We start from the raw sequence: 23794 nt of genomic DNA on the forward strand, positions 1-23794 counted from the left end.
TTTTAATTTTTATGATTCCATAGTACTATAAAAAGGGCGTGACTGGATTGAGAGTCACGATTTGGAATTGAGATTACGAACAAATAAATTGGAGGAATTTATATGCCACACATCATTGTCGAATGCTCCAACTGCGAACAACAGAATCGAGTGGAAACCCAAAAGCTGAAAGCGGCGGTATGCGGGAACTGCAAGGAAAAGCTCGTCGATGAAGATGTGATTCCAGCCGTTATTTCTGATGAAGAAATTGCAGTAGCTGTAGCTGATGCGCCATCGCATACGGATCAACCTAATGTCGATATTAGCGTATGGACTTCAAAAATCGGAAATCAAGAGCAGCAAACGAAATACGTAGACAAAGGTTTCTGGTCCAAAGTGAAGAAATATGCTTCTAAAGTTCCATTCGCCAAGGAAGCAGTGGCGATGTATTATTGCGCAATGGATTCCGCTACTCCGACTGCTGTGAAAGCAACGGCAATCGCTGCATTAGCGTATTGGATTCTTCCTATCGACCTCATTCCGGATTTTATTCCAATTGGCGGATATGTTGATGATGCATCTGCAATATTCATTGCCTACAAAGCGGTAAACTCGCACATTACAGACGAACACCGTGCGAAAGCCGAGCAGTTTTTTAAGGAGCAGTAAGCAAATTGTTCAGACGGCCATTGGTCGTCTTTTTTGTTTCTGGCAAACACGAATTGTAACGATTGTTAGAGGGTTATTCTAATGCCACGGGCAGGAGACTCCGCTTACAGGTCGAAGCTACTAGTTTATCGAGGGGAGAGGATGTCTGGATGGAGAAGGTGTTTGTGTATGGCACGCTTAGATGCGGAGAATGTAATCACGCTTGGCTCAATAATGCTGCACGTATAGCACAGACCGCTTATGTGGAAGGTATTATGGTGGATACAGGATACGGCTACCCTGCTATTCGAATGGGTGAGCAGAGTTCGCTTGTATCGGGTGAGTTGTATGAGGTAAGTGAAACGGTGCTGCTTCAGCTCGATCGGTTGGAGGACTATTATGGTCCGGGAGATAGGAGAAACGAATATGAGCGAATTCGAATCAAAGCGCTCACGGATGCGGGGGTCGTTGAGGCCTGGGTTTATGTTTATACCGGAGCACAAAGAGACGAGGCTATTATTCCGTTGGGAGATTGGAAGCTGGATCGTATGTGCAAGGAGGAGAGCTTGGTTTATTTTGCATATGGCAGCTGCATGGACATGGAGCGGATTCAACATGCTGGATATGATGCGCAATTCGCCGATGTGCTTGGTCGGGGCACACTTGAAGGGTTCACGCTAGGCTTTGCCTATCGAGCATCGGATGGCAAAGGAGGAACGGATATCGTAGAGTCAGGGGGATGCGTGGAAGGCAAGCTGTACCGTATCTCGCCGCAAACGTTGATGGACTACTTATTTGTACGTGAAGGTGTAGCAACCCAGAAATACAAGCCGATCGTGGTTCAAGTAGTCGATGAAGATGAACGGATCGTGGACGCGGTTACCTTTGTCTTCGTGAACAAGGATGTGGGTGACGTGCCCCTGCTATAACTTCATTTGTTCAGATCGTCCAAATTTCATGCTTATTTAGGTTCAATCAACCAAATTTTGTTCTTTACACTCCGATCTGTTGATGTTAGATTTTATAACATGAATGGGAAGGGGTGTTTCGTTTATGCTGCTGAACGAGTTGATAGAATCGACCATCATGTCCGAAGCTCACATATTGGCAGGCGCTGGCGCTGTTGATGTCCGCGAGGTGCTTTCGGTTAATATTATGGATGCACCGGACATTGTGGTCTTTCTTAAACCTGGCGATCTGCTGCTCACGAACGGATATGTGCTCAAGGACAGCCCGGAGAAGCTGATCGACGTTATTCGCGGCATGCACGACAAAGGCTGTGCGGGTCTAGCTGTCAAAACACAGCGGTTCGCGCTTCGTATTCCGCAGGAAGCGCTGGATGAAGCGGATCGGCTCGGTTTTCCTATATTAGAGATGTCCATGATCGAGTCAACATTAGGCGATATTTTTAGAGAATCGATAGGTATTTTATTGGATAACAAAAACAAAGAGCTGCATTATACACTGACGATCCACAAACAATTTGCGGATATGATGATGCGAGGCGGCGGATTGACGGGAATTATCGGCGCGCTCGCTTCGATTGTTTCCGGCCCAGTCCTGCTCCTCGATGCCAAATATGAGCTGCTCTCCTCCTCGGACGAAATGGTAATGGGCAATCCTGAAAGCGCGTCTGCGCTGGAGCGAATTGCGAATGCAATGAGGAGCGCGAGTCTTCCTGATGTCCCCGTTTCACTTTGTCTTCCCGCAATAAAGGATCCAGCCTACAGGCAATTAGAATGCCACCCCATCTTTACATATCGCCAAGAAGGTTATCTGCTCGCATTTTCTCAGCACTATCCGTTGCAAGGTCCCAAGCTGCTGGCTTTGGAGCAGGCCACGCATGTCATTGGACTTGAGCTGACCAAGCGGCATGCTGTTAAAGAACGGTCACGAAGGTATAAAAACGATTTTTTCTCGGACTTAATCGAAGGTTTCGTCAGTACGGAGCAGGAAGCTATGCATCGCGGCGCCAGATACGGGTTTAAGCCTGACAAACGTGCGCTGCTTATCGTCGCGAGAGAGGACGCAGTCGCAGAGACGCGCCCCGGAATAACGGGGAAAGCCGACAATCTAGCGGAGCGGATCAGCGCGGAGCGAGACCGCCACTACCATCTATTGAAACGCGAGTTTATCAAGCTCGGTGTCGAGTTTGTGATGTTTGCCAAAAATGATATGTTCGGCGTACTGCTATTTCCCGGACAAGCGGACTGGAACGAAACCGAGCTGCTGCAGAGACTGGAGCGAATGGTAGAGGATATCTATGGGGTAGACAAGCTTAGCTACTCGCTTGGCATCGGCAGCCCTTATGCTGCGGCGCTGGACCTTGGACTGTCTTATCGAGAGGCGGTTCGCGCGCTGCAGGGCGGAATATCCATGAACAAAAGAAGATTCGTTACGGCTTACCGCAGCCTGGATTTTTCTCGACTATTACGAATGCTTCCGCTTGATGAGCTCGAACGATTCTATCATGAAGCGTTTAAGACGCTGCTGGGCAAAGGCGATCAGGAGCAGTCGGATATGCTGCGTACGCTGAGAGCTTATTACGATAATCATTGCAATCTGATCGATACGGCGAAGGCGCTTTTTGTTCACCGCAATACGGTCGTTTATCGCCTTGAAAAAGCCGAAAAGCTGCTAGGCCGCAAGCTGAAGGATGCTCAGACGGCATTTGGGTATCGAGTAGCGTTTGCCATGGAGGATGTTCTCAAAGCAGATTGATTGTATGGAGCATACAAAATTATCAGATGTTTATGTATGGGTGAGCTAATGACAGAGGGGCTTAATACGTTTAAGATAACAATATAACTTATGTAAGATTATCTGACATGACATATAGCAATGCTGGAGAGGGGTTGTAGCGATGAGTACGAGCGCCATTAGCGTATCCAATGTGACCAAATCATTCGTGAGCGCCGAGGGAGAGGAGATATCCGTGCTTAACGGCATCACGATGGACATCAGAGAACAGGAATTTGTAAGCATTGTGGGACCGAGCGGCTGCGGAAAAAGTACGATTTTCAATATAATAGCAGGCTTGCTGCCACCAACCTCAGGACGTATTACGGTAGGCGGAGACGAGATCGGACAATCGACCGGACATGTCGGCTATATGATGCAAAGGGACTTGCTTCTTCCCTGGAGATCCATATTGGACAACGTTACGCTTGGACTCGAAGTGAAAGGGATCGGCAAAAAGGAACGTCGGGACATCGCGATGAGTTATTTGGAGCGATATCACCTGGAAGCATTTGCCGGAGCTTATCCGTCTACGTTGTCGGGCGGCATGAGGCAGCGGGTCGCGTTGATCAGGACGCTGGTGACCCAGCCGGATATTATTTTGCTCGACGAACCCTTCTCTGCGCTGGATTATCAAACCAGACTTGTGCTGGAGGACGAGATCTTGTCGATTCTCCGCAACGAAGGCAAGACAGGCGTGCTGATCACGCACGATATCGAAGAGGCCATCTCGGTATCCGATCGCGTGTTTGTTATGAGCAAGCGTCCGACCTTTGTCAAGAAAACCTACGAGATTGGATTGTCGGCACAATACGGCTCTGCCATGAAGGCGCGGAGCGACACGAAGTTTAAGCAGTTCTTTGAGGAAATATGGTCCGAGCTGGACATTCAGATGGGGAGGGTTGGCTAATGGCGAATCCATCAGGTGGAGTTGGAGTGGCGGCATCGAACTCGGTCGTAAAGGACAAGAGCAGCTTTGTTCGCAAACGTCAAGCCGCGGCGCTTAAGGACTGGCTCATGATCGTGTTTTGGCGATTAGCGATTATTGCGAGCGTGCTTGCGATATGGGAGGCGCTTGTGCGAAGCGGTACGGTTAATGCGTTTTTGCTTGGATCGCCAACGGCTATTGCCAAGATGGCTGTATCGATGATTGCTTCAGGCCAATTGTTGGAAGACGCTTATGCAACGGTTAGGGCAACGGTGACCGGCTTTGCGATCGGCAGTGCGGTGGGCTCCTTGGCTGGTCTGCTGCTTTGGTTTTCCAGAACGGTGTCCCGCATTATCGATCCGTTCGTGGTTGCGCTAAACGGAGTGCCCAAGATCGCGTTGGCGCCTATGATCATTATCTGGTTCGGTTCAGGCATTTTTTCCAAAATGGTGCTCGCGGCCGTATCAACCTTCATCGTAGCGCTGCTGTCGGCTTATCAAGCTACGCATCAAATCGATCAATCTCAAGTGAATCTAATGAAATCCTTTGGAGCAAGCAAGCTGCAGATTTTTACGAAAATTATCGTGCCATCCTCACTGCCTTGGATTATCTCCGCATTCCGGATCAACATCGGCTTGGCGCTTGTCTCGGTAGTAGGCGGAGAGTTCATATCCTCGGATAAGGGACTAGGACACATGATTTTTGTGGAAGGCAATCTATTTAATCTCCCCGCTGTTTGGGTAGGCGTGTTTACGTTAATGATCGTAGCGGCCTTGTTATATACCTGCGTCAGCATGCTGGAATCTCGGTTGCTCCCATGGAGCGATAACAAGAGCAAGGGACCGCAAGGCTCGGTGTAATAAACCAAAATAGAGACAGATAGGGAGTGGAGAATAATGAGTTGGAGACAATCGATAAAGTTAACGGGTATTGCACTCATAGGGACTATAGTATTAGCGGCTTGCGGAGGCAATGAGGCGGCAAACGTCAATGTGGCTTCGGAGGGTACGGGCAATGCAGGCGGCGAGCAAACAAAAACTGATGTTATCGCAGTGGCAGAGGTGTATCATAATTTACTCTACTTGCCGCTGTATGTCGCGAAGGAAAAAGGATATTTGAAAGAAAACAATATCGAGCTTTCAACGATTACGGCAGCAGGCAGCGGTCCGGCAGCGCTGGCGTCGGTCATATCCGGCGAATCGGCCTTCTCCTTCCATGGTCCCGAGCATGTTTCTTTCGCCAAAGCCAAGGGCGGGGAAGCCAAATCCATCAGCATTCTGTCGGGCAGCGCGCCGGTTTGGGCGGTTGCCAAGGCGGGAACAACCATCACGTCTCCGAAGGACTTTGTAGGTAAAACGATTGTGACCGGCATTGCTCCGACCAGCTCCAACAGCCTGCTGCGCAAGCTGTTCGCGGATAATAGCATCGATCTGGAAAAGGATGTGACGATCACCGAGGTGCAGAATGGCTCGGAGCTTGGCACGCTGCTTGCGGGCAAGGCGGATATTGCCGTCGTCTATGAGCCTCAGCTCGATCAAGGTCTAGTACAGGGCTTGGAAATCGTATATGACTTCACGAAGGATTACCCGGACTTTGCTTTTGCCACCCTCAATACATCGGACAAAGTGATCAAAGAGCAGCCTGAGCTCGTTCGTCGCATGGTAAAGTCGCTTGAGGCTGCGCTTGACTTCATTCATTCGGATCCGGCAGGTACCAAGGAAATTGCAAAGAAGGAATTCCCTAACCTCGACGCTGAGGTGGTTGAAAATGCTGTGCAGCGAATGATTGACAGCAACGTGTATCCGCAGGACGGTACCTTGACTGAGTCCGCGTTCCAGGCGGCAATCGACATGCAGCGTTTTATCGGCAATCTGGACAAAGACGTCTCGTATGCCGACATGGTTGATCCAAGCTTCATGCCCTAGACAGAAAGGAGCTTCTCCAGCATGAATAGAGAACAAGATGGAAGCTATGAGCGGTTTGTTGCGGCAGAAAAGGATAGATTCCTCAGCGGACCCGTCACGAAGGAGGAGCGTGCAGCTTTCGAGAGAGAGCTGCGCTTGCTCAGAGCCTTTAGACTTACGGAGCATGTCGGGCCTAACGCTTGGACGAAGGAGGAGTCGCCATGATCGCGATATCCGGACAAGTGCTGACGATTGCCGAAGCGGCAAGATGGATAAGGGAGAGGCGACTCTCGCCTGTCGAGCTGACCATGGATTGTTTGCGCCAGATTGAGAGACTGGAGCCGCTCGTCAAGGCATGGGTTACGGTAGATGCCGAAGGCGCGCTGCTGGCGGCCAAAGAGTCCGAACGGAAGCAGATGAGAGGCGAGCTGCTTGGGCCGCTTCACGGTATCCCGTTTGGCGTCAAAGATATCATCTGCACGGCGGGTATACGAACCTCAGGCGGGTCAAAGGTAAACGGCGACTACATACCCGATTATGACGCGGCTGTAGTCGAACGGCTTAAGCGCAGCGGCGCGATCCTGTTAGGTAAAACAACGACGACCGAATACGCTTATCAAGGAGGAGAACCGCCTACACGCAATCCTTGGCTGCTAACGCATTCTCCAGGCGGCTCCAGCTCGGGCTCGGCGGCGGCAGTGGCTGCAGGCATGGCGTTGTTCACGCTTGGCACGCAAACGTTTGGTTCGCTGCTTCGTCCCGCCGCCTACAACGGATTAACCTGCATGAAGCCTACCTTCGGCAGAATTAGCCGATTCGGCGTATTTACGGCAAGCTGGACGCTAGACCATATCGGGGCGTTCACTCGCAGCGCGGAGGACACCGCTATGGTGCTGGAGGCGCTTGTTGGCGAGGATGCGCGCGATCCTTGGACGCTGCCTGGCGAGTCCCCGCGGTTTACTGGCGCAATGCGCAGGGAAATCAAGGATATGGTCGTTGGATTACCTGATCATCAGGGCTTCTTCCGCCCGGAGGAACTCTCCATCGGACAAGCGGCGGAGGTCGCGGCGGACACGCTGCGCGGACTGGGGATACGGTTCAAGCAGATCAAGATGCCAGAATGTATGGACGAAGCAGTTGCCGCTCACAAGATGACGATGCGTGCAGAAGGCGCCGCCTACCATATGGACGCGTATCGTGAAACACCGGAGCTCTATGGCCCGTCTATGAGAGAGCAATTGGAGCTTGGATTGGAGCTTAGCGCCGTGGATTACTTGCGGGCGCAGCGGGTACGAACTGTATTTCGTAATGAGATGATGAAGCTGTTCGGCGAGGTTGATGTATTATTGACGCCATCTACGCCAACATTGCCGTTAGCGGGCTACAAGACGGGTAATCCGATGTTCAACGGACCATTCACGAACACAGGTCTTCCATCTATGACCATCCCGGCGGGAGCGGATGAGGAGACAGGATTGCCGATCGGCGTGCAGCTTGCAGGTCCGATGATGGGCGAAGAGAAGCTGCTTGCGATCGGCCATCACTATCAGGAGGCTACACGCTGGCATGAGCGCATTGCGCCGCTTGTCCAGCCTATGCCGAACAAGGAGGATTAATAGGATGACTACAATATATACAAGCGACAAGGCACCCAAATTTCCACTGCCGTTTTCCCATGCGATCAGAGCTGGCGAAATGGTGTACGTAGCTGGTCAGGTAGGCGTGGATCCCGAGACATTGGAGCCGCTGGACGGTATTCGCAAGCAGACCGAGCAGTGCATCCGCAACATCGAAGTTATTCTGCAGGAGGCTGGCTTGACGCTCGACCATATTATCCGGATCAACACACATCTTGCTACGATGGAGGATCAGGCGGCTTATAATGAAGTGTATGCAGAAATGATCTCTGCGCCTTATCCCGTCCGGATGACGGTGTCCAGCGGTCTTGGACCCTTCTTAATCGAGATGGAAGCGACGGCTTATGCCGGGTCGAAACGTGGGGAAGTGGAAAATAGATGATTTCTTTTCAGCTGGAACGTCTATAATTAAGAGGTAGCGATAGACAATTCCAGTATGCTAAGGAGGAACAAACCCATGACCGTTTCACTCACTCCCTACATTACATTGGAGGGAAGGGCTAAGGAAGCCATCCAGTTTTACGAACAAGCGATAGGAGCGGAAATCATCTCTCTTCTGACCTACGGAGATATGCCGGACATGCCGGATACGTATACGGAGGATCTCAATAAACTAGTAGCGCATGCCAAGCTTCGTGTAGGCAGCTCCGAGCTGATGTTTTCGGATTCTCCCGGAGCTTCGCCGATTGAAGCGGGCAAACGAGTGACGATCTGCATCACGACAAATGACATCGAACATTCCAGACGGATTTTCGAAGCTTTGCGGGAAGGCGGACAGGTGAACATGCCCTTCAGCGAGGAAGCATTCAGCCCTGGCTTTGGTGATGTCACGGACAAGTTTGGTATAACCTTTCAGATCTATACAGAGCTGTAGTGAAGTGAAAATAAAGTTGTAGACTGGGATAGACTGAACATTAAAATGAGACAGCGGCGGCCCAAGACTGAAAAATAAAGTCTTAGACTGCAGCTGTCTCATTGAACGTTACCCGTCGTAACGAATCATGGTGATGCTCTTCGAACCTCAACATCTCCGACCATTGGATACTCTTTCCTAAACGTGTGGATCAAATCCTATGCGAAAGTGACGCTCCCTTACGTTGCTGCGAAGGTCTCCCAGCGAATATCGTGATGCGGCTCAATAAAGATTAGGCTGCGCTTCTCCAACACCCCTCAAACCTCAAGTTAGCTGCGAACCATATAAAGGAGTGCTTATGCTCGGGATCCCCGATTGGATTCGTACGTAAGCCCTCCATCCTCGGTTATAAAGCATGGACAATACCAAATCAATTATCAATATTTACGAACTTAATAGGCAATAGGACCTTTATTTGAATAGAGAATAACGTTACCTTTGCCTCAATATAAGAATCGATGGTCAAAAAACATAGAACAAAATGTCCGTCATATATCGTTCTCGTCCTGGGACTAATCAATCAATTTTATAGGACTTTATCAATTGGATAATACAGGAATATGCCTTACGGAGCCGTAATTTAGGGCTTATGAATGAGATGTAGGGGACTCCGTCAGATCGCTGCTAAGGCAGCTCCTACCAAAAACCTTGAGCTAACGCTTTCCTGTGTTAATGCTGAGATACGGCTATGTGAGAGAGACGAATCCAAGTGTTGGACGGTTGTCATTTCATGTATTAAATATTTATATCGATATATTTAATATTATTTAGGTCTAATGTTTCAAAATTATGAAATATATTTAATAGTTTATAAAAGCGAATTGGAATACAAGGGGATGGACCTTTTGATTCTTGTTCAAAAAATATACCCCTATTACAATAAATGTTGATTTCACCGTTTGAATTGAAGCTGCAATCCATTACTGAAGGAGCATTGTAATGTCGGGAGAGGAGACAACATGGATCGTTACAGCCGCGGCACTAATCTTGATTGCCATTAGCGTGTATACGGATCTGAAGGAAAGACGCATCTATGACAAAATTACTATCCCTGGCATGATTTTGTTTTTAGGGTTTCACGCGATCACGGGCTCGTTTTTGATAAGTGCAATTGGATTGTTGGTGCTTGGAGGCTTCACCTATTTGCTTGCAGTTATTAGTAGAGGACGGCTCGGAGGCGGAGATATTAAGCTCTATGCGATGATCGGCGCAGCTTTTGGATGGGAGCTTGGCTGCATTATTTTTGTAATGACAGCGTTGCTTTCCGCATTGTGGGCAATCCCGCTGCTGCTAATCAAGCTGGTCCGTCCATTGCCTGCTTCGCTCGAAGAGGTGCCGTTAGCCCCTTTTATTGGAGCCGCTACGGCAATAGTGGTCGTATGGCTTGTCATATAATTTATAGACAGAGATAGGAGAGAAGCAGCAATTATGTTTGAGACACGTCGCAGGGCCTTTATTTTTCTTGTTTTTTCGATCGCGCTGGCATTGGCGGCTACGGTGCTCTTTTCGAACTACATGGAGGAGCAAGAAACGAGCTTAGGTGAGCTGGCCGTCATCTATGTTGCAGACAAATCAATCCCAGCAGGTGAACGTATCACGTTGGAGATGCTTGGAACATCTGAAATCCCCCGAAAATATGTAAACGAATCATACATACAAGATTTGCAAGATCTTGACGGTAAGGTATCCATGGTCCCGATTCCAGAGGATGGCATTATTACGAAGCCGATGCTGCGGAATAACAATCTTGTTGCCGGAGAATATCGCCAAATTATGCTGAGGGCGCCATTCGCCGTTTTTGATGATCGCATCGACGTGCTGGATAAGGTGGATTTGATCGCCTCCTACGAGCAAACGGCTGGCAATAATGGCGGAGACGCACGCAAGACACAGGTCATCTTGAAAGATATCAGCGTCAACAGCGTAACCAAACAGGATGACGAAATGTTGTCGGTAGGCGTGGCTTTGCCGCTTGGGCAGGCATCTGAATTAATTTGGATGCTCAATTACGGCAAGGAGCTAAGGGTGCTCAAGAGCGGCAATGCCAAAGTAGGAGCTGAATCAGAAAGCGCTGCGGGCACGAAGGGAGAATAACAAGCGATGGCGGCAAAGGTTAGTATCGTATGCGAGGAACAACGAATTACGCAGCAGATGGTGCAGCGTCTGAACTTTATGAATATACCGATCGGCGAAATTATCGATAAGCCCAAGGAAGCTTATACAAGCCTCAATGCCAAGGAAGCGCGAGTCATTGTATTGGTAGAGCCGTCCGATCGAGAGGCGTTGCCTTCGCTGCTTCAGCAGATGAAGCGGATGAACGATACGGCGCCGATCATTTACCTCTCCAAGTCCGAAAGCTTCGACCTGCTTCGCACCATGTATCGGCAAGGCATCTCGGAGTGGATTCGTTATCCAGAGGAGATGGACGAATTCGAGAAGGTGCTGGAGCGTGCGCTCGATCAACAAAAACATCAGGAGAGGCAGAAGGAAAAAACGGTCAGCAGCTTAGAAAGTCAAGGCTGCAAGGTCGTAACGATCTACAGCGGCAAAGGCGGGGTTGGAACAAGCTTTATCGCCTCCAACCTAGCACAGTCGCTGGCCCATCGTTTCCCTAACCGTGTGTTGCTTATCGACTTCAATTTGCAATACGGCGGCGTCGATATGCTGATGGACATTAAACATGATCGCACAATCGGGGACTTGAAGTCGGTCATGAAGGAGCTTACGCACTCCCAGATTAATAACGTGTTGTACAAACGGGAGGATTCTCAGCTGCATGTGCTGGTTTCTCCCAAACATCCGCAGGAAGCGGAGCAGTTCAAAGGCGAGGACATCGAAGGAATTATTAAGGCGTGCCGCGGTCACTACGACTACATCGTATTGGATATTCCCAAAGAGATGAACGAGATTTCGATCGGAGCGCTTGGTCAAACTTCCTTGCTCTATTATGTGACGGAGCTTGACCGCCCGGGAATCTCACGGATGCAGAACGTGCTTCAGCTCCTCGACCGTTATCACCTTATCAAGGATGACAGCATCGAGATTCTGGTCAACCGTTTCAGCAAAAAGCGCGATGTGCAGCTGGATGAGCTTCGTAAAATGACGACTTACCCCGTTGCGGGCACAATCACTGATCATTTTAAGTCGATTCAGAGCCACATCAATTTGGGAGAGCCACTTCTGAAGTCGGATAGTGACAAAGGAAGAAAAGGACCCGCCCGCGATATTTGGCAGCTGACGAATGAGCTACTCAAGCGGATAGGGGGAGAAGCGCTTGTCCATCTTCCAAAAGCTAAATAATCGGCTTGACGTTCAGCAGGTCGAGCAGCCTGTCGAATATTTGGATCAATTATTCGTGCATTACAAGGAACGTTTGCTCAAAGAAAGTAATCTGGAGCAGCTGATTCAACTTCCTACCTATCAAAAAAGCAAAACGATTGAACGTCTTGTCGTTGATATGCTGGCCGAAGAAAAGGTCATTATTACCGAGCAGGACAAAAGCAAGCTGATCGCTATGGTGCTTAACGACTCCGTTGGTTATGGACCGCTGGAGCCGCTGCTCAAAAACGAAGAGATAACGGAAATTATGGTCAATGGACCGCAAGAGATTTATATCGAGAAAAACGGCACGATCTCTCTGGCCCAAATATCGTTTAAAAACAACGAACATATCCGCAACATTATCGAGCGTATCGTAGCGCCGATCGGTCGACGCATCGATGAGAGTTCGCCGCTGGTCGACGGTCGACTGGAGGACGGAAGCCGGATTAACGCGGCGATCCCGCCTGTATCGGTCAAGGGGCCGGTGCTTACGATCCGGAAATTCCGGAAGGATCCTTATACGATCAATGATCTGATATCTTTTCATAGCATGACCATACCGATGGCTCGTTTCTTGGAGGCCGCGATGGCATCCAAGCTGAACATTATCATCTCTGGCGGTACCGGCAGCGGTAAAACAACGTTGCTAAACGTCGTCTCCACCAGCATTCCGCTAGGCGAACGTATCATTACGATTGAGGATAGCGCGGAGCTGCGGCTTAACCGCAAAAATGTCGTGTCGCTTGAAGCTCGTCCTGCCAATATGGAAGGCGCCGGCGAAATCTCGATTAGGCAGCTCGTACGAAATGCCCTGAGGATGAGACCGGACCGCATAATCGTCGGCGAGGTTCGCGGCGGAGAGGCGCTCGATATGCTTCAGGCGATGAATACCGGTCATGAGGGTTCGCTTACGACGATTCATGCCAATACGCCGCAGGATGCGATCACAAGGCTGGAAGCCATGATCTTGATGAGCAACTCTTCCATGACGGGAGACGTTGTTCGTCCGTTTATCGCATCGGCCGTACAGCTTGTGGTTCAGACGCTGCGCTTGCAGGACGGCAGCCGTAAAATCGTGTCCATCGCCGAAGCGACCTCAGATGAGGATGGCGTTACGCTGAACGAGATTTTCCGATTTAGACGAATGGGTCTTGAGAAGGACGGCACGGTCTTCGGACACTTTGAACCAACCGGTTATGTCCCGCAGTGCTACGAAAAAATGAAGGTGTTCGGCCAGCAGCTTCCCGAGCACTACTTCTCGCCGGAGGATGCGGCATGGGTATAATGTCACCGCAGAGCTTCATATTGCTTCTGGTATTTGTCGCATTTGCCTGCCTGACATTGGCCGTGCTCGAGGTAGCGATGACGCGGAGCAGATGGAGTCGGCTGAACGAGAGACTGAGGCCGATGTATAAGGAAAATACGGTTAGCAGCAACTCTTGGTTTGCGAGATTTAAACGAAGAGTAAACCGGTCCGAGTATGTGCGGGAGGTTGATATCGCACTCAAGAGCGCGGATATGAAATTAAGCGCGTTTGACTGGATCGCGATGCAAATCGGCGCATTCGTTTTGCTCATGCTGTTATTCCAAACGGTTATCATCATTCAATTCCCATTCAATATTCTTGTATCCTGGCTAGTTGTGATACTTGGCGCCAAACAAGTGATCAGTGCGCGCCAAAACAAGTTGTCCCAGGAGCTCAACAAACAATTGCCGGAGCTTTGCCGTATGGTCGGCAGCTGTATCCGCGCTGGTCTAAGTTTGCCGCAGAGCTTTGAGATGGTAGCCAAGGAGCTGCGTGCTCCGGCCGGTCCGATATTCCGCGGCATGTCCTCCGAGCTTCGTCTTGGCACCTCGATGGAGATGGTGCTGGAAAAGCTGGAGGAGCGGGTCAAAAGCAAGGATATCTCCATCTTTGTACAGACGGTTAACGTTCAGCGCAAGGCCGGCGGCAACATCAGCCAGGCCATGGATCATTTGTCCAAAACATTGGACGATCGCGCGCGCATCAACGGGGAAATCCGGACGCAGACGGCAGAGACAAAGTTTGTTGCGGTTGCTCTGCTGCTGATGCCATTGTTTATGGTCCTGATGTTTAATCTGATGTTTGACGGCTTCTTGATGCCGATCTTTACTCTGCCAGGCTTGCTGCTGCTCATTGTAGTGATTGTACTGATGGCCATTGGGTTTTATCTAATCCGCAAAGTAACTAATGTGAAGGTATGAGCTGCTTATGACGAATTCATTGACAATGGCGCTCGGCGCCGCCTTCTTGCTCTGGAGTATCGCCATGTTCTTGTTCTGGAGCTTCGGCATGAAACGGCTCCGAACACGCGAGAAGCTATTGCTTATCGAGCGGGGCCGCAAACGGCGCAACAGCGGCTTGCGAGAGTCGTTCAAGAGAAGACTGCTGTACTGGGCACATCGCTTTGCGATCGTCGGACAGCGCTTCCCTTATTTCATCAACAAAAAAGATATTATGCGCAAGCTGGAGCTTGCGGGTTATCCTGAAGGGTTGGATCTCAACTCCTTCTACGGACTTCGGTTCGTAAGTTTTGTAGGCGTATCGCTTGGCGCCATCCTTCTGCAGTCGCTCGGTTTTATTAATAGCCCCATTCAATTGCTGTTGATGGCCTTTGGTTTGTTCGTGCCCGTCGTGTGGATTCGATTGGCGGCAAGCGCTAGACAAGAGCAGATTAGCGCGGATCTGCCGGATTTTATGGACATGATGAGTGTTACGCTTCAAGCGGGCATACCGCTGGAGCCGGCGATCAAGCAGATCGTTGGCGGCATGGAGGGACCGTTGGCGGATGAGCTTAATCGTTTTATTCAGGAAACGGATATGGGCTTGTCTAGAGAAGAGTCGTTTACCCGTCTGATGAAGCGCAATAACAGCCAAGAGCTGGAGACGCTAGTTACGGCGCTGCTTCAAGGCAGCAAACTCGGCGTTCCGATCGCGAACACGTTCCGGAGCCTGTCCGAGGATATCCGGAGCTCTCGCATCAACAAGATCAAAGAGAAGGCAGCGAAGGCGGGACCTAAGGTTACGCTCATTACAACGTTTTGTATATTACCGGCCGTTCTGCTGCTTGTGGTCGGATTATTGGTTCTCAATTTCATCTATAATCCTGCCGGGATGGGCATTCAGGACGGATTCGGATTTTAAAGTATTTCAGGCTTTTTGAGAGGGGGTGAATGGTCATGTTGAAAAAAATGCTTCATTTTGGCCGCAATTCGCTGGCTGTTGTCCGCAACGAAAAAGGCGCTCAAGCAATTGAGTACGTTGGATTGGTGGCAATCGTCGTTATCCTGATCGTGGCGCTGCTCCCGTTGTTCGGCGGAGACGGCGATGACTCCATCGCCAAGATGCTGGTAGACAAGATCAAGGAATTTATTAATCAAATCGATATCTAGTACAGCCATAAACAAGAGCTTTGAAAGATGTCAAACGTATGCGGTGAAGAGATGAAATATATTCGAAACGAGAGGGGTTCCCAGCTGATTGAATTCGCGGGAATCCTCCCGCTTTTTTTGCTTATGATTTTAATTGTGGTTCAATTCGCTATGGCTGCATCGGCGGCGGTGACCGCCAAGGCTGCGGCAATGGACGGAGCGCGCGTGGCGATTACGAGAGACGGCTCGGATCAGCATTATCAAACGGCTGTACGCAACGTCGCCTCGGGCTACAACGTAACTTCGATTACAAGAAGCACTAGCAGCGACGGACTATTTGAGTATGTGACTGTCAAAGTTACCATGGAGGTGCCGCTGCTTAACAACGGTGCGTTATTCGATACGACGGGACTGTCGCTGCCGGTGACGGCCGAGGTCACGTTGAAAAAAGAAGACTAGCAGAACGTAAACTTTTGTGGCAAAGGGGGGCTCATTTATAGATGAATAAGTCTATATGGCGAGTATTGTTGCTCGTATGTATGCTTGGCTATGCAACGCTAACGGGCATTACAGCCTTTGCTGCGGATGATCAGAATATCGATGCCAACCTGCAATCCGTTGATCCGCCTGACAAGGATACGACGCCGACGGAAACCGATGAAGCGACCGGCGGCGGATTAGGCGACGGCGATACGAATCCTGGTGGTACAAATCCCGGTGGTACAAATCCCGGTGGATCGAATCCAGACGGCACGAACAATAATGGCGGATCTGGCAACAACGGCGGATCGAATCCAGGTAGCTCCGGAGGAACTGGCGGGAACGGCTCGGGCGGCGGAAGCGGTCCGGGAGGAACAAGCCCGGGCGGCAGCAACGCTGGCGGCAGCAGCACTGGCGGATCGGGAGGCACGGATGGATCGACTCCCGGCGGGAGCATTCCAGGCGGGACGGACGGCAACGGCGGCACGAATCCAGGCGGTAACGATCCGAATGGTGCGGGTAGTGACGGCGGTGTGAACCCGGATGGAAGCGATCCTAATGGAGCAGGCGGCGACGGCGGTGCGAACCCGGACGGAAGCGATCCGAATGGTGGGGGCGTCGAGGGAGGTACCAATCCGGACGGGAGCAGCTCTAGCGGAGGCGGAGGTGCCGACGGCGGTAGTGATCCCGGGAGCTCCGATCCGGATGGGGCGGACAGCGGCAACGGCTCTGCTCCCGGCGGTGCTGATCCAGACGGCTCTTCGCCTGGCGAGGGCGGAGAGAGTGAAGGCGGAGGCTCTTTCTGGGAAGGTATTGGTGATTGGTTTGCCAGCGATTCGACCCAGGATTTCTTTAATAAGCTCGGCAGAGGGCTTGCTGTCGGAGCGATCGGCGCAGGGATCGTCATCGGTGTAGTCTTGATAGGCGCACTTGTACTCGGTCTCACGATATCGGTGCCAGTCTTGATCGCTGCGGCGGTTGTTGGTATCGTTGCAGGTGTAATCTATTCATTTGCTTCAGGAGATGCGTTCGACTTCTTGACCGGGGTTGCGACAAGCGCTCTGGCGAGCTTGTCCGTTATTGGCATCGCAACTGCGGGAATTGGCACAGCGGCACGAGCCGTGTTCTCTTTCTTCAGAAGCGGCGGCATGGGCGGGCTTGGAGGATTGTTCCGCGGTGCGGCCCAAGGCGTCATGGCTGGTGTACGGACGATCATGTCACGCGGGTTTGGCGCTAATGTGGCCGCCCTTGGCAAATCACTGTTTACGGCCAACGTATTTGCTCAATTCGGTTTGGGCTTCGGGATTTCATTAGCGAGTCATGTCGCGACAACAGGTACTTGGCCTTCCCTTTCCCAGCTTGGCGAGATGGGACTTGAAAATGTTTTGGGAGCTCTTGTATTTGGCAAAGTTGTTGATGTTCTTACCGGCAAAACGGCAAGCAAACTGGCGACCCGCGCGACGAATTTCCTCGTTGCCATGGCAGAAAGCGCGGTCGGAAACCTGTATAAGGGCGAGAAAAAGAATGCGGGAGACATGGTGCTCGACAGCTTCTTGAAAGCAACGATCATCGGTCCGCTTGCAGCCAAGATTTTTCGATCCAAGTTGTTTGACAGGTTTCGGGCAAGGAATGGCATTGGCGTAACGATCTCGGAAATCGAGAGCAAGTACGGCGTCAACGTCAAGATTGAACCGGGTAAAAAGACCATTTCGAACAAACAGCTGAATCAACTGCTCAGAGCGGATCCGGGCAATCTTACTCGTCAACAAGAAATCTGGCTGCAAGATGGAACGCTGTCGCAAAGACAGCTGGACTCCCTGATGCAAAACCAAGAGCTGTTCGAGAAGTTTGCCGAGTATAAACAATTTGCTCTCGAAAAAGTACTGGAATCGGCCAGCAGCGAGGGCAGTAAGTTAACCGCTCCGCAGAGCAGCACCGTACCGCAACTGACCAATTAGGATGATGAACGTATGAAAAGGAGTACGAATGTATGAAAAAAAGAACAGCAAAAGGCACATCGCCGACCGGGCTTGATCCGGCCAAAACCAAAAAGATTTTGATCGCGGGAGTGTTGCTGTTTGTCGTAGTCGCTTTTCTGCTTAGCTTCCTAAAGGATCAAGGGTCAATCAGTGATCAGACCGCTATTGTGATCGGCTGCATCTTTGGAGCGATTAGCTTTGTCGCGATTGTTATCGATACGCTTGCGCAGGACAAATCGACGATTATGTTTCGTTTGATTGGCCTGATCATTTTATTGGTATTTGCGTATATTCGTTTCTTTGCATAAAGGTTGGAGCATAAAGGTTGGAGCAGAAAGGGTCAGGGAAGTCATGATGAGAGACGTTTGGAGAAACGAGCGTGGCGGCGCCGCGCTGATGACCGTGTTTTTGGTTGGCGTTGCTTTTATGGCCGCCATGCTAATGTTTTATTTTTACAGCGTCTATACGGAGAAACGTCAATCGCAAAACATTGCGGATGCTGTTGCGCTAGCAGCCGCGGATGTACTTAGACACGATTATCAGGAGCGTATGATGGACGATGTGTCGGACACCCTGGATGAGTTTTTTGAGCTTGTCGAGGAGAGGCTGGGACCTTCCGATACGCCAACTCCATCGCCTACCAATACGCCGACCGTTTCTCCTTCGGGAACGCCGACACCAACTCCTGCTCCAACGCCTACTCCTCCTCCGCGGCTAACGAGGGCAGAGATTATTAGGCTGTTGATTGTGAGTGAAGCGCTTGAAGCCAAGTTAGTTAACCGCTCGTTTGATTTGGAGGATGATTGGCTTCTTGTCGTGCTGGAGCCTTATTTTGCAAGTGATTATACGGCATCCAAGAATGGCGATCGATTATATGACACCTTCAATCATTCGGCATCCCGAATAGAGGCTGCTGCCAAACGGGTTATCGATATGAACAAGGGACGAAGAGACGGCACGGAGATCGCCTTCCCGGTAGAAGGCAAGCCGCAGATGCATATTACGGCGGTCAAAGAAATTAAGTTTACTGGAATGATTGATCTAAGAGACGAACTGCATTCGAAATCGGCAAGCAGCATAGACAGCGATAGATTCAACATAGATGTGAGCCGCAAGCCGGTCAAATATATCCGATTCTGATTCTGACATGAGGTGGAACAGAGATCGACTGTACAAGGAGAAAATCTATGCTGGATGCCATTCGATTAATGGGGACAAAAACGAGGCTGGCCGCGATATCGGGCTGCGCATTGACGTTATTGCTGCTGCCTGGCTGCTTCGGTGGAGACAATAACGAAGGGGGAAATGCCCCGACTTCTTCGACTGGTGTTGAGACAAGTCAAAACGCGACCCAAACACCGGTAGTTTCGCCAACGGCGGATCCAGCCGCTGCCGGGCAAGAGGTGGTCGTCACCGATCTCGGGGGTCACCCATCAGACGAAGCGGTAGCCGAGTTTCTGGCTATGGGCGCCGTCCAAGTGGACAATGGCGAGTTTAGGCCCAATGAGCTGATAACAAGAGGCGAATGGTTTAATTGGTTGATCGGTCTCGAGTACCGGGATTTGTCTCTGGATGCGAGCGCTGGCGGCGTTTTTGCTGATGTGGACGATTCCACAGCCAACGCCAAGCTGCTTAACGGTTATGGTGCTTTGAGCTTGATCGAAGCAATGCCAGACGGTAAGCTCCATCTGGATGAGCCGCTGACGCGTGAGCAAGTGCCTTATACGTGGGCGAAATTCATGGAGGATGACGGCGCGTTCCGCTTCCCGGCATCACTGCCTCCGAGCGTGTTCCTGGACGTAGAGGAGTTGGATGAGCAGTACAAGAAGCCGATGTCCTTGTACAAGAAGGAGTATAAGAAAACATTTGGCGATACTCCGTTCTTGAGACCAAAGGAGCCGGTTACGCGCGCCGAAGCGGCGGAGTGGATGATCTATATTCTGGACAACAAGAGCAGTCTAAAAGAAAAGCTTAACGCTGGCGGCAGTAAATCCGTGACGATTGCCGAAGGAACGAACGGTGAGTCTGGTGTTGGTGGGCAAGGTCAAGGGGGAGAGCCGACTGATATCGCCGGACATAAGTTTGAGTCGGAGATCGGCACCTTGCTCAAGAGCGCTGGCGCGGTTGGTGAGAACGGGTTTTTCGAGCCTGACAAGGATATCACGCGCGGCGAATTTATCGAGTGGGCGTATCTCTATCATGGACGCGGAATAAACCCTCATCATCCGGAGCAGCCATCGTTCTCCGATCTGTCGGTTGACCATGTTTATTATGATGTAATCGAGGGTCTGCGTGCCGCTGGTATTCTGAACGGCTTCCCGGACGGGACAATTCGGGTGGATGAGCCGTTGACCCGCGAGCAAGCGACCCGCATTTGGGCCGACTATATTCGCGACTGGACGGCTTTAATCGAGAATCTGTACGGCTACGAGGATGCGGACAAGGTAGGCAAGCTGTATATCGGCTCGATGACCAATTATTTGGTCGAGGGCACAAGCAAGCTTTACCGTACCGTGCTGATCGGCGACACCAAGAAGCTGGAGCCGCAGAAGCCAATGAGCCGCGCCGAAGCCGCGGCATGGATCGTGTTGGGGACAGAGGGAGAATAGCGGTTTGATCGTACTGGTGTATTAGAGATTGAGGCCTGCTGGAGGAGATCCGGCAGGCTTCTTTGTGTTACCAGCTGGAGCGGCACCTCCTTAACAGCAAATCAGGAAATATTCAGCAGGATTCTCCAAGCACTAGGGCGAATTGACTATTTGAACATATAGGAATGTACATGCTTTTGATATGATATTCTCAAGATTATTAGAGAACTATCGATGAGTCGGGGAGTAGGACCTGTAAAAATATCGCATTTAAAACGAAGGAGCAATAAACAACATGATTACGGTGAAATCGAGTGAGCAGCACACGGGTGTAGTTATTGCTGGAGACTATTTGGATATGCAAACGCTATATGATGCTCTACACGAAGTGGTGGGGGAGGAAGGAGAATACGGGCGATATGAAGGAGCGAGACTGAGGGTACTCGGAGTCTGCTATGATATTCGACATTCGCTGATGGGCGACCGCGAAGTATCTCTCGAAGAGAACGGCATCGATAGAGAGATGATGAAGCGACTGAACGTTATTACCTCCGAGCATAACCTTTATTTTAATGCACGCGTATTGTGGCCTGAGCTGTTGTTCGTGCAGATGGCTTTGAACGACTTTATACTGCTGCACATCGCAAAGCTGACCAAGAAGCACTATCGTGGCGCGCTGCATAAGCATGCAATCTGGGATGCCAGTATTGCAGCAATTAGACAATTTCAGTCGGCCGTCATGAAAGAGATCGCCAACCTTGTCACACCGGTGGTTTACACCCGCATGATGGGATACATGGTGCACGACTATACCTGCTTCGACCGCTACACGACCCAATATATCGACGTCCTAAACATTGACTGGATTAATATGACTCCCGATCAACGCCTCAAGTCGCTCTCGACAATGGCGAAGCGGCTCTCCGAGAAGGGCAAAGCTTATCAAATTTTGCATGAACGTGTGCAGGCTGCAGCCAAGCAATATAACACGACGGAACACGATATATCTGCACCGGAGGACTATCCGGAGGAGTTTGAGTGGTAGGTTACAGCAGTTCTTCAAGTAAGTAGAGGACCTTAGAGCATGAAAGGGGAAAATCATATTGAACATTGAGACCTAGAGCAGCTGTTACGGAGTATGAATGAGCGAATCATGGAGCGGCTTGAAGTTCCGATAACGAACTCAGTTAACAGGAACCAATCAAAATCATCTACATCCAGAGGGAGTATCATGGTAAACTATCTGTAATTAGATCTTCCAATCGAAGGTTGTTCTGGATGAATCATGATGAATTAACTGGATTAACTAGGATTGAGGATATAGTGACGCAGCTCGTCCAAATGGTAGCGGAGAACAACAAGATCGTGAAAGGGCATGACCAAAGGTTCGAGCAATTGGACCAACGGATGGATGGTTTGGAGCAACGATTCGAAACGGAAAAGGAACTGAACCGCCTCCGTCATGTTGAACTGATTAAGGAAATCCGAAATCAACATAAAGAAACAGAATATATTCGTAACCAAGTCGCTCTTCACGATTTGGAGATTTACAAATTAAAGGAAAAATCTTCTGAATACAAGGAGTCAAGCTCGTCTGATACAAGCCGTGAAGAGTCATAATGGAACCACAGGGAGCCTTCCATCAGGTTCCCTTTTTTTAATTGAGGTACGCCTCGCCAGAAAAGACTGAAACCCTATAAGCATTATGTGAGAATAGATTAAAGTAGTCGCACATCAGTTATCAATTAATGCATCAGGCCGATTTGTGGTGCTGGCTTATGCGGAGGAATGGCAGGCAACGTTCGGATTTTCGGTGAAGGAAGCAGGACTTTATTTTGCTCAGGCGGGAGAGTACATCAAGCCTGGAACGGAACGGAGCGGAGCGTTCGGGCAAGGTGAGCCTAAGTTCTTGCAGTAGCTCTCTAAATATGTGATTCGACATCTCGATTTGTCCAAGCCGTTTCCCCTACTCTATCATATACTTCATTGTAAAACCTAATTTACTAGATTGAGGGAGGCGGAAGGAAATGCCAACGGTAAACGTAGTCAGTGTATTTACTAGGGGGGGCAAGATCGAGTGATACCCCTGAGCAGCGGCTCGCTCGAGTGACATCAGATATCATGAGAGCGAACCAAGTATGGAGTACCGGGTTTTTCCCGGGAGTAAGCTGCAATATCAACTTTGTCAATTTCCAACTCATCTTCAGGGATGATGTGACGCTTGAGGCTAGTGGTGTTGCTAGTATCGGAGACCCGCGAGTGGTCAACCTGATCTCTCAGACGAGAGCGGCGCTCAATAATGCGGTGGCGATCTATGTCGTGTACCTGAGTGGACCGACCTTAAGCTCGGGAGCAGTCGGCAATGCGGGTCCGCAATTCGAAAATTTCCAAAACGTGAACAATTACAACCTCGTAGGGAACTGCGTCTTGAGCGACGGGGCGATCGACTCGTATTTGTTGGCACACGAAGCCGGACACGTATTGTTCGGTCGGTTCCTGAGTAACAGCTCTGACAGCTTTACGATCAACGATCCATCGAACCCGGGAGAGGGCCACAACAACAATCCGCAGAATATTATGTTCCCGTTCGTCCCCGCAAGCGAGCCATTCCTAAACAATGCGCAATGCAATGTCGCAAGCCAAAGCCGCGTCCTTCTCGAGAACGTTGTTGCGGCCCCGGTGGCAATGGCAGGCGCGGGTGCGCTCTCTTCCTTCGAGGCGGCCGGAGCTGTGGCGGCGCTGGAGCAAAGCTACGATTCCGATTGTTGTTGCTGCAAGAAGAAGGACAAACACCATCACGGTTATATTTGTGCCCCTATTCCCAAGAAAGTGCAAAAGCTGAACGCGCATGTCTGGAAACTGCTCAAAAAAGAGGGACCGGATAAAATCAATACGGAATTCAAGTACGTGTGCAAAGGCAAGCGCATCATCTCAATCGTCCGATAACAGGCACCGATACGCAAGACACAAAGAGCGGCTATCTTCTTAGAGGCTGCTCTTTGCGCTTGTCCAGATTGACATATTGGTGATGCAGCTACCGAGCTCTCCGTTTTCTTCGATGGTAAACCCACCATCCCATGACGATAAAGATTGAACGATAGGACAGAGTGATGCGTAACACGCATTGCGCTGTCCTATTTGACGTAAGAATAGATTCAAATATCGTAAGATAAGATGGTGCATGCTATACTTTACCATGTTCATCACGGACGAACATCGTGCTAAGGCAGAGCAGTTTTTAAGGAATCATAAGAGAGCAGTTCGTACAGTATGGAGCTGCATCGA

26 protein-coding genes are annotated in these 23794 nt (G+C 50.3%); all 26 read left to right on the forward strand.

The window, feature by feature from the left end; genetic code table 11:
* The first annotated feature begins 102 nt into the window (after positions 1-102).
* The 26 genes from ACX1C1_RS13030 (at position 103) to ACX1C1_RS13155 (ending at position 23455) form a co-directional block, all read left to right on the forward strand.
* Entirely contained in the window at positions 103-648 is a 546-nt protein-coding gene (locus tag ACX1C1_RS13030; protein WP_458957495.1) for a YkvA family protein, read from the forward strand.
* Between the two features lie 149 nt (positions 649-797).
* Positions 798-1556, forward strand: coding sequence for a gamma-glutamylcyclotransferase (locus tag ACX1C1_RS13035; RefSeq protein ID WP_458957496.1), 759 nt, complete (start codon positions 798-800; stop codon positions 1554-1556).
* A 124-nt stretch (positions 1557-1680) separates the two neighbouring features.
* Positions 1681-3348: a PucR family transcriptional regulator gene (locus tag ACX1C1_RS13040; RefSeq protein ID WP_458957497.1), complete on the forward strand. Its 1668-nt coding sequence runs from the start codon at positions 1681-1683 to the stop codon at positions 3346-3348.
* A 142-nt stretch (positions 3349-3490) separates the two neighbouring features.
* Complete coding sequence (locus ACX1C1_RS13045) at positions 3491-4276, forward strand: ABC transporter ATP-binding protein (RefSeq protein ID WP_458957498.1); 786 nt, start codon at positions 3491-3493, stop codon at positions 4274-4276.
* The gene (locus ACX1C1_RS13050; RefSeq protein WP_458957499.1) at positions 4276-5154 is read left to right on the forward strand and encodes an ABC transporter permease; all 879 of its coding nucleotides are present in this window, start codon (positions 4276-4278) and stop codon (positions 5152-5154) included. The genes ACX1C1_RS13045 and ACX1C1_RS13050 overlap by 1 nt, the downstream gene beginning before the upstream one ends.
* A 36-nt stretch (positions 5155-5190) precedes the next feature.
* On the forward strand, positions 5191-6219 hold the full coding sequence (locus ACX1C1_RS13055; protein ID WP_458957500.1) for an ABC transporter substrate-binding protein: 1029 nt from the start codon (positions 5191-5193) through the stop codon (positions 6217-6219).
* Between the two features lie 21 nt (positions 6220-6240).
* The gene (locus tag ACX1C1_RS13060; protein WP_458957501.1) at positions 6241-6423 is read left to right on the forward strand and encodes a hypothetical protein; all 183 of its coding nucleotides are present in this window, start codon (positions 6241-6243) and stop codon (positions 6421-6423) included.
* Positions 6420-7814 (forward strand): amidase, encoded by a 1395-nt coding sequence (locus ACX1C1_RS13065; RefSeq protein ID WP_458957502.1) that lies wholly within the window; start codon positions 6420-6422, stop codon positions 7812-7814. The genes ACX1C1_RS13060 and ACX1C1_RS13065 overlap by 4 nt, the downstream gene beginning before the upstream one ends.
* Before the next feature lie 4 nt (positions 7815-7818).
* Complete coding sequence (locus ACX1C1_RS13070; protein ID WP_458957503.1) at positions 7819-8217, forward strand: RidA family protein; 399 nt, start codon at positions 7819-7821, stop codon at positions 8215-8217.
* A gap of 75 nt (positions 8218-8292) precedes the next feature.
* The gene (locus ACX1C1_RS13075) at positions 8293-8709 is read left to right on the forward strand and encodes a VOC family protein (protein WP_458957504.1); all 417 of its coding nucleotides are present in this window, start codon (positions 8293-8295) and stop codon (positions 8707-8709) included.
* Positions 8710-9687: 978 nt separating this feature from the next.
* Positions 9688-10143 (forward strand): prepilin peptidase, encoded by a 456-nt coding sequence (locus tag ACX1C1_RS13080; protein ID WP_458957505.1) that lies wholly within the window; start codon positions 9688-9690, stop codon positions 10141-10143.
* A 33-nt stretch (positions 10144-10176) separates the two neighbouring features.
* Complete coding sequence (gene cpaB / locus ACX1C1_RS13085) at positions 10177-10842, forward strand: Flp pilus assembly protein CpaB (RefSeq protein ID WP_458957506.1); 666 nt, start codon at positions 10177-10179, stop codon at positions 10840-10842.
* A 6-nt stretch (positions 10843-10848) separates the two neighbouring features.
* Entirely contained in the window at positions 10849-12048 is a 1200-nt protein-coding gene (locus ACX1C1_RS13090; protein WP_458957507.1) for an AAA family ATPase, read from the forward strand.
* A complete protein-coding gene (locus ACX1C1_RS13095) occupies positions 12023-13354 on the forward strand; it encodes a CpaF family protein (RefSeq protein ID WP_458957508.1) in 1332 nt (443 codons plus the stop codon). Before ACX1C1_RS13090 ends, ACX1C1_RS13095 begins: the two co-directional genes overlap by 26 nt.
* A complete protein-coding gene (locus tag ACX1C1_RS13100) occupies positions 13345-14295 on the forward strand; it encodes a type II secretion system F family protein (RefSeq protein ID WP_458957509.1) in 951 nt (316 codons plus the stop codon). The genes ACX1C1_RS13095 and ACX1C1_RS13100 overlap by 10 nt, the downstream gene beginning before the upstream one ends.
* A gap of 7 nt (positions 14296-14302) precedes the next feature.
* The gene (locus ACX1C1_RS13105; RefSeq protein ID WP_458957510.1) at positions 14303-15235 is read left to right on the forward strand and encodes a type II secretion system F family protein; all 933 of its coding nucleotides are present in this window, start codon (positions 14303-14305) and stop codon (positions 15233-15235) included.
* 35 nt (positions 15236-15270) lie between these two features.
* A complete protein-coding gene (locus ACX1C1_RS13110; protein ID WP_458957511.1) occupies positions 15271-15483 on the forward strand; it encodes a Flp family type IVb pilin in 213 nt (70 codons plus the stop codon).
* Between the two features lie 27 nt (positions 15484-15510).
* Positions 15511-15921: a TadE/TadG family type IV pilus assembly protein gene (locus ACX1C1_RS13115; protein WP_458957512.1), complete on the forward strand. Its 411-nt coding sequence runs from the start codon at positions 15511-15513 to the stop codon at positions 15919-15921.
* A gap of 41 nt (positions 15922-15962) precedes the next feature.
* On the forward strand, positions 15963-17900 hold the full coding sequence (locus ACX1C1_RS13120) for a hypothetical protein (protein ID WP_458957513.1): 1938 nt from the start codon (positions 15963-15965) through the stop codon (positions 17898-17900).
* A gap of 32 nt (positions 17901-17932) precedes the next feature.
* Positions 17933-18229, forward strand: a complete 297-nt coding sequence (locus ACX1C1_RS13125; RefSeq protein WP_458957514.1) for a hypothetical protein — start codon at positions 17933-17935, stop codon at positions 18227-18229.
* Between the two features lie 43 nt (positions 18230-18272).
* Positions 18273-19061 carry a pilus assembly protein TadG-related protein gene (locus tag ACX1C1_RS13130; protein WP_458957515.1) on the forward strand — a complete coding sequence of 263 codons (789 nt, stop codon included), beginning with the start codon at positions 18273-18275 and terminating at the stop codon, positions 19059-19061.
* Between the two features lie 47 nt (positions 19062-19108).
* Positions 19109-20530: an S-layer homology domain-containing protein gene (locus tag ACX1C1_RS13135; RefSeq protein ID WP_458957516.1), complete on the forward strand. Its 1422-nt coding sequence runs from the start codon at positions 19109-19111 to the stop codon at positions 20528-20530.
* A 274-nt stretch (positions 20531-20804) separates the two neighbouring features.
* The gene (locus ACX1C1_RS13140) at positions 20805-21554 is read left to right on the forward strand and encodes a DUF6904 family protein (protein ID WP_458957517.1); all 750 of its coding nucleotides are present in this window, start codon (positions 20805-20807) and stop codon (positions 21552-21554) included.
* Positions 21555-21787: 233 nt separating this feature from the next.
* Complete coding sequence (locus ACX1C1_RS13145; protein ID WP_458957518.1) at positions 21788-22129, forward strand: hypothetical protein; 342 nt, start codon at positions 21788-21790, stop codon at positions 22127-22129.
* Positions 22130-22274: 145 nt separating this feature from the next.
* Positions 22275-22427 (forward strand): hypothetical protein, encoded by a 153-nt coding sequence (locus ACX1C1_RS13150; protein ID WP_458957519.1) that lies wholly within the window; start codon positions 22275-22277, stop codon positions 22425-22427.
* Between the two features lie 188 nt (positions 22428-22615).
* Positions 22616-23455 (forward strand): hypothetical protein, encoded by an 840-nt coding sequence (locus ACX1C1_RS13155; RefSeq protein ID WP_458957520.1) that lies wholly within the window; start codon positions 22616-22618, stop codon positions 23453-23455.
* Positions 23456-23794 lie beyond the last annotated feature (339 nt).

The organism is Paenibacillus sp. strain BS8-2 (genome assembly GCF_054483835.1).

Excerpts from the sequence above, each read along its gene's own strand:
- ACX1C1_RS13030 (WP_458957495.1), top strand. The coding sequence starts at position 103 with ATGCCACACATCATTGTCGAATGCTCCAACTGCGAACAACAGAATCGA.
- ACX1C1_RS13035 (WP_458957496.1), top strand. The coding sequence starts at position 798 with ATGGAGAAGGTGTTTGTGTATGGCACGCTTAGATGCGGAGAATGTAAT.
- ACX1C1_RS13040 (WP_458957497.1), top strand. The coding sequence starts at position 1,681 with ATGCTGCTGAACGAGTTGATAGAATCGACCATCATGTCCGAAGCTCAC.
- ACX1C1_RS13045 (WP_458957498.1), top strand. The coding sequence starts at position 3,491 with ATGAGTACGAGCGCCATTAGCGTATCCAATGTGACCAAATCATTCGTG.
- ACX1C1_RS13050 (WP_458957499.1), top strand. The coding sequence starts at position 4,276 with ATGGCGAATCCATCAGGTGGAGTTGGAGTGGCGGCATCGAACTCGGTC.
- ACX1C1_RS13055 (WP_458957500.1), top strand. The coding sequence starts at position 5,191 with ATGAGTTGGAGACAATCGATAAAGTTAACGGGTATTGCACTCATAGGG.
- ACX1C1_RS13060 (WP_458957501.1), top strand. The coding sequence starts at position 6,241 with ATGAATAGAGAACAAGATGGAAGCTATGAGCGGTTTGTTGCGGCAGAA.
- ACX1C1_RS13065 (WP_458957502.1), top strand. The coding sequence starts at position 6,420 with ATGATCGCGATATCCGGACAAGTGCTGACGATTGCCGAAGCGGCAAGA.
- ACX1C1_RS13070 (WP_458957503.1), top strand. The coding sequence starts at position 7,819 with ATGACTACAATATATACAAGCGACAAGGCACCCAAATTTCCACTGCCG.
- ACX1C1_RS13075 (WP_458957504.1), top strand. The coding sequence starts at position 8,293 with ATGACCGTTTCACTCACTCCCTACATTACATTGGAGGGAAGGGCTAAG.
- ACX1C1_RS13080 (WP_458957505.1), top strand. The coding sequence starts at position 9,688 with ATGTCGGGAGAGGAGACAACATGGATCGTTACAGCCGCGGCACTAATC.
- cpaB (WP_458957506.1), top strand. The coding sequence starts at position 10,177 with ATGTTTGAGACACGTCGCAGGGCCTTTATTTTTCTTGTTTTTTCGATC.
- ACX1C1_RS13090 (WP_458957507.1), top strand. The coding sequence starts at position 10,849 with ATGGCGGCAAAGGTTAGTATCGTATGCGAGGAACAACGAATTACGCAG.
- ACX1C1_RS13100 (WP_458957509.1), top strand. The coding sequence starts at position 13,345 with ATGGGTATAATGTCACCGCAGAGCTTCATATTGCTTCTGGTATTTGTC.
- ACX1C1_RS13105 (WP_458957510.1), top strand. The coding sequence starts at position 14,303 with ATGACGAATTCATTGACAATGGCGCTCGGCGCCGCCTTCTTGCTCTGG.
- ACX1C1_RS13110 (WP_458957511.1), top strand. The coding sequence starts at position 15,271 with ATGTTGAAAAAAATGCTTCATTTTGGCCGCAATTCGCTGGCTGTTGTC.
- ACX1C1_RS13115 (WP_458957512.1), top strand. The coding sequence starts at position 15,511 with ATGTCAAACGTATGCGGTGAAGAGATGAAATATATTCGAAACGAGAGG.
- ACX1C1_RS13120 (WP_458957513.1), top strand. The coding sequence starts at position 15,963 with ATGAATAAGTCTATATGGCGAGTATTGTTGCTCGTATGTATGCTTGGC.
- ACX1C1_RS13125 (WP_458957514.1), top strand. The coding sequence starts at position 17,933 with ATGAAAAAAAGAACAGCAAAAGGCACATCGCCGACCGGGCTTGATCCG.
- ACX1C1_RS13130 (WP_458957515.1), top strand. The coding sequence starts at position 18,273 with ATGATGAGAGACGTTTGGAGAAACGAGCGTGGCGGCGCCGCGCTGATG.
- ACX1C1_RS13135 (WP_458957516.1), top strand. The coding sequence starts at position 19,109 with ATGCTGGATGCCATTCGATTAATGGGGACAAAAACGAGGCTGGCCGCG.
- ACX1C1_RS13140 (WP_458957517.1), top strand. The coding sequence starts at position 20,805 with ATGATTACGGTGAAATCGAGTGAGCAGCACACGGGTGTAGTTATTGCT.
- ACX1C1_RS13145 (WP_458957518.1), top strand. The coding sequence starts at position 21,788 with ATGAATCATGATGAATTAACTGGATTAACTAGGATTGAGGATATAGTG.